The organism is Phenylobacterium sp. (assembly GCF_035276905.1).
GTDB lineage: Bacteria > Pseudomonadota > Alphaproteobacteria > Caulobacterales > Caulobacteraceae > Phenylobacterium.
Genome location: NZ_DATELG010000304.1, coordinates 1 through 3,622 on the forward strand (window position 1 = coordinate 1; position 3,622 = coordinate 3,622).

At 69.4% G+C, this 3,622-nt stretch carries 5 protein-coding genes; 3 read left to right on the forward strand and 2 right to left on the reverse strand.

All coding sequences use genetic code 11. The features are described from left to right. Together VJS38_RS14270 and VJS38_RS14275 are read left to right on the forward strand one after the other, a co-directional pair. Positions 1-350: 5-formyltetrahydrofolate cyclo-ligase (locus VJS38_RS14270; protein WP_324088817.1), on the forward strand; the 350-nt coding region annotated here is incomplete at its 5' end. A gap of 9 nt (positions 351-359) precedes the next feature. Beyond that, on the forward strand, positions 360-1,199 hold the full coding sequence (locus VJS38_RS14275; protein WP_324088818.1) for a TIGR00282 family metallophosphoesterase: 840 nt from the start codon (positions 360-362) through the stop codon (positions 1,197-1,199). Positions 1,200-1,214: 15 nt separating this feature from the next. On the opposite strand, the gene VJS38_RS14280 is transcribed toward VJS38_RS14275, so the two are convergent. Next, complete coding sequence (locus VJS38_RS14280; protein WP_324088819.1) at positions 1,215-1,916, reverse strand: hypothetical protein; 702 nt, start codon at positions 1,914-1,916, stop codon at positions 1,215-1,217. Between the two features lie 126 nt (positions 1,917-2,042). Between VJS38_RS14280 and VJS38_RS14285 the strand changes: the two genes are divergently transcribed. After that, positions 2,043-2,396 (forward strand): phage holin family protein, encoded by a 354-nt coding sequence (locus tag VJS38_RS14285; RefSeq protein ID WP_324088820.1) that lies wholly within the window; start codon positions 2,043-2,045, stop codon positions 2,394-2,396. Between the two features lie 140 nt (positions 2,397-2,536). Here the strand turns inward: VJS38_RS14285 and groEL are convergent. Continuing rightward, positions 2,537-3,622 (reverse strand): chaperonin GroEL (groEL, locus tag VJS38_RS14290; protein WP_324088821.1); only part of this gene is annotated, 1,086 nt, incomplete at its 5' end.

A 3,622-nucleotide genomic window follows, 5' to 3' on the forward strand; every position in this document is an offset into this window, starting at 1 on the left:
CCTTGCCGGCGACCGGCGCTCGCGACGCGGCGATGGCCTTTCGCCTCTGGGAGCCGTCGATGCGCCTGGAGCCGGACGCCTGGGGCGTTCCCGCCCCGCCGCATGTCTCGCCCGAGGTCGAGCCGGACCTGGTCGTCGCGCCCCTGCTGGCCTTCGACCGCGCCGGACGCCGGCTGGGACAGGGGGCCGGCCACTATGACCGGGCGCTGGAGAACCTTCGCGCGGCGAGGACGGTTTTTGTGCTGGGCCTCGGCTTCGCCGCCCAGGAAGTCGCCGAACTGCCCGACGAGGCCCACGATCAGCGCCTCGATGCGATCCTGACGGAGACGGGCTATATCGAGGTCAGTTAAGGAACTTCGATGCGAATAGCTTTCTTTGGGGATGTGATCGGCCGGTCCGGCCGCGACGGGCTGGCGGAGCATCTGCCGGGCCTGCGCCGCCGGCTCGGGCTGGAGTTCGTGATCGTCAACGCCGAGAACGCCGCGGCGGGCTTCGGCATCACCGAATCGACGGCGCGCGAGCTGTTCGAGGCCGGCGCCGACTGCCTGACGCTCGGCAACCACTCGTGGGACCAGAAGGAGGCGTTGACCTACATCGTCCGCGAGCCCCGGCTGATCCGTCCCTTGAACTATCCGATCCTGGCCGACGCCCCGGGCCGCGGCGCCCAGCTGTTCGAGACCGAGGCCGGCAAGCGCATCCTGGTGGTGAACCTGCTCGGCCGGGTGCACATGGACAGCCTCGACGATCCCTTCGCCGCGGTCGACCGCGAGCTGGAGGCCTGCCCGCTGGGGGCGGCGGCGGACGCGGTGGTGGTCGACATGCACGCCGAGGCGACCTCGGAGAAGATGGCGATGGGCCACTTCTGCGACGGCCGCGCGAGCCTGGTGGTGGGCACCCACACCCACGTGCCGACGGCGGACGCCCAGATCCTCTCCGGCGGCACCGCCTACCAGACCGACGCCGGCGGCTGCTGCGACTACGACAGCGTCATCGGCAACGACAAGGAAGAGCCGCTCCGGCGCTTCACCACCCGTATCTCGGGCGGCCGCTACAGGCCGGCCAGCGGGCCCGCCACGGTCTGCGGGGTGTTCGTCGAAACCCATCCGGGCACGGGCCTTGCCCGCCGCATCGAGCCGATCCGCCTCGGCGGCCGGCTGTCGCAGCACGTGCCGCAGGTCGACGCGGTGGCGGCGGAGTAGGGAGCCTTCCGCCGCCTACCGCTCGGCGACCTTCTTGTCGCTCGGCGGCTGCAGCGTATCCAGCGTCAGCTTGCCGGCATGGGTCTTGTCGAGCTTGGCGAAGCGGCGGGCGGTGGCCTGCATCCACTCGGCGTGGCTGACCTTGCCGTCGACGTTGGTGTCGGCCGCCAGGAGCGGCTCGGGCTCGTTGAGCAGCGAGAAGCGCGCCGCGCCGGTGGCCCCCGCCGCGTGGACGCCGCCGCCGGTCGTCCCCGGATCGAGGTCCTGGCCGCCACGGCCTCGGCGTCCGCCGCCATGATGGCGCCCGCCGGCGCCCTCGCCGGGCATCGGGCCGCCGATGGCGAATTCGGTGATCTCGGGGACCACGTCGCGCTCGTAGGCCTGGATCTCGAAGCCGTCGATCACCCCGTCGCCATTGGTGTCGTAGAGCTTGAAGACGCACTCGGCGTCAGCCTGGAACTCCGCGGCGCTGATGGCGCCGTCGTGGTCGGTGTCGGCCTCGGCGAACCAGGCGCTGAAGCTGTTGGGGCCGCGGAACGGCTCGCCCGAGGGGCTGATGAACAGGTGCTTGCGCATCCGCTTCGGCCCGCCATCGCCTCGCGCATGCTCAGGCTTCGACGCCTCGGCCTGGGCGGGGATCTGGATCACCGGCTGGGCGTGGAGGTGCGCCGGCAGAACGAGCGCTGAGAGGGCGGCGGTGAAGACGAGCTTGCGCATTGGTGTTGAGGGACCCCGAAACTTCGACGAAGCTCTCGCCGCCCTTGCCGGCTGAACTGGGCGGCTGAATTGCGCCGCTTGCGTATCCGTTAAACCGCGTTTCGCGCAAATTCCGTCGGAGGGGTCATGTTCGCCAGGTTCATCGTCCGCGCCATCTTCGCCGCCCTGGGCCTCTGGGTCGCGGCCCAGCTGGTGCATGGCGTCGGCTTCGATTCGACCGGCAGCCTGATCTTCGCGGCCGTGCTGCTGGGGATCGTCAACGCCTTCGTCCGGCCGGTGGTGTTCGTGCTGACCCTGCCGCTGACCGTGCTGACGCTGGGGCTGTTCCTGCTGGTGGTGAACGCCGCCATGATCGGCCTGGTGTCGCTGTTCGTGCACGGCTTCCACGTGAATGGCCTCGGGCCCGGCGTCATGGCCGCGATCATCACCGGCATCGCCAGCTGGGTCGGCGGCATGGTCATGGGCGACGCCAGGCGCTGAGGCTGTTGGCGCAAGCGCCTTCGGGTCTTGGCGTCGCAAGACGGCATTTCCGCTCGCGCCGCCCCGCCCCTGAAAAGAGCGAAGAAAAAGGGCGGAGCCTTGCGGCCCCGCCCTCCATCCTTGTCGCTGGTCGACCGGACTTAGAAGTCCATGTCGCCCATGCCGCCGGGCATGCCGCCCGGGGCCGCCGGGGCGTTCTTCTTCGGCGCTTCGACGATCGCGGCTTCCGTCGTGATCATCAGGCCGGCCACGGAGGCCGCGTCCTGCAGAGCCGTGCGCACGACCTTCGCCGGGTCGATGACGCCGGCCTGGACCAGGTCCACGTACTCTTCGGTCTGGGCGTTGAAGCCGAAGGTGGCCGAGGCGTTCTCGAGCACCTTGCCGACCACGATCGAGCCTTCGACGCCGGCGTTCTCGGAGATCTGCCGGATCGGGGCCTGGAGCGCGCGGCGCACGATCGCGACGCCGGCTTCCTGGTCGTCATTGTCGCCCTTGAAGCCGTCGAGCACCTTCGAGGCCTTCAGCAGCGCCACGCCGCCGCCGGGGACGATGCCTTCTTCCACCGCAGCGCGGGTGGCGTTCAGAGCGTCGTCGACGCGGTCCTTCTTTTCCTTCACTTCGACTTCGGTCGCGCCGCCGACGCGGATCACCGCGACGCCGCCGGCGAGCTTCGCCAGACGCTCTTGCAGCTTTTCCTTGTCGTAGTCCGAGGTGGTGTCCTCGATCTGGCGCTTGATCTGCGCCACGCGGCCCTCGATGCCCGACTTGTCGCCGGCGCCGTCCACGATGGTGGTGTCTTCCTTCGTGATCGTGACCTTCTTGGCGCGGCCAAGCATGTCGACGGTGACGTTCTCGAGCTTGATGCCGAGGTCTTCGCTGATCAGCTGGCCGCCGGTCAGGATGGCGATGTCTTCCAGCATGGCCTTGCGGCGGTCGCCGAAGCCCGGCGCCTTGACCGCCGCGACGCGCAGGCCGCCACGCAGCTTGTTGACCACCAGGGTGGCCAGGGCTTCACCTTCGACGTCCTCGGCGATGATCAGCAGCGGACGGCCCGACTGGACCACCGCTTCCAGCACCGGCAGCAACGGCTGCAGCGAGGCCAGCTTCTTTTCGAAGAGCAGGATCAGCGGCTCTTCGAGGTCGGCCTCCATCTTCTCGGCGTTGGTGATGAAGTACGGCGACAGGTAGCCGCGGTCGAACTGCATACCCTCGACGACGTCGAGCTC

Excerpts from the sequence above, each read along its gene's own strand:
- VJS38_RS14275 (WP_324088818.1), top strand. The coding sequence starts at position 360 with ATGCGAATAGCTTTCTTTGGGGATGTGATCGGCCGGTCCGGCCGCGAC.
- VJS38_RS14280 (WP_324088819.1), bottom strand. The coding sequence starts at position 1,916 with ATGCGCAAGCTCGTCTTCACCGCCGCCCTCTCAGCGCTCGTTCTGCCG.
- VJS38_RS14285 (WP_324088820.1), top strand. The coding sequence starts at position 2,043 with ATGTTCGCCAGGTTCATCGTCCGCGCCATCTTCGCCGCCCTGGGCCTC.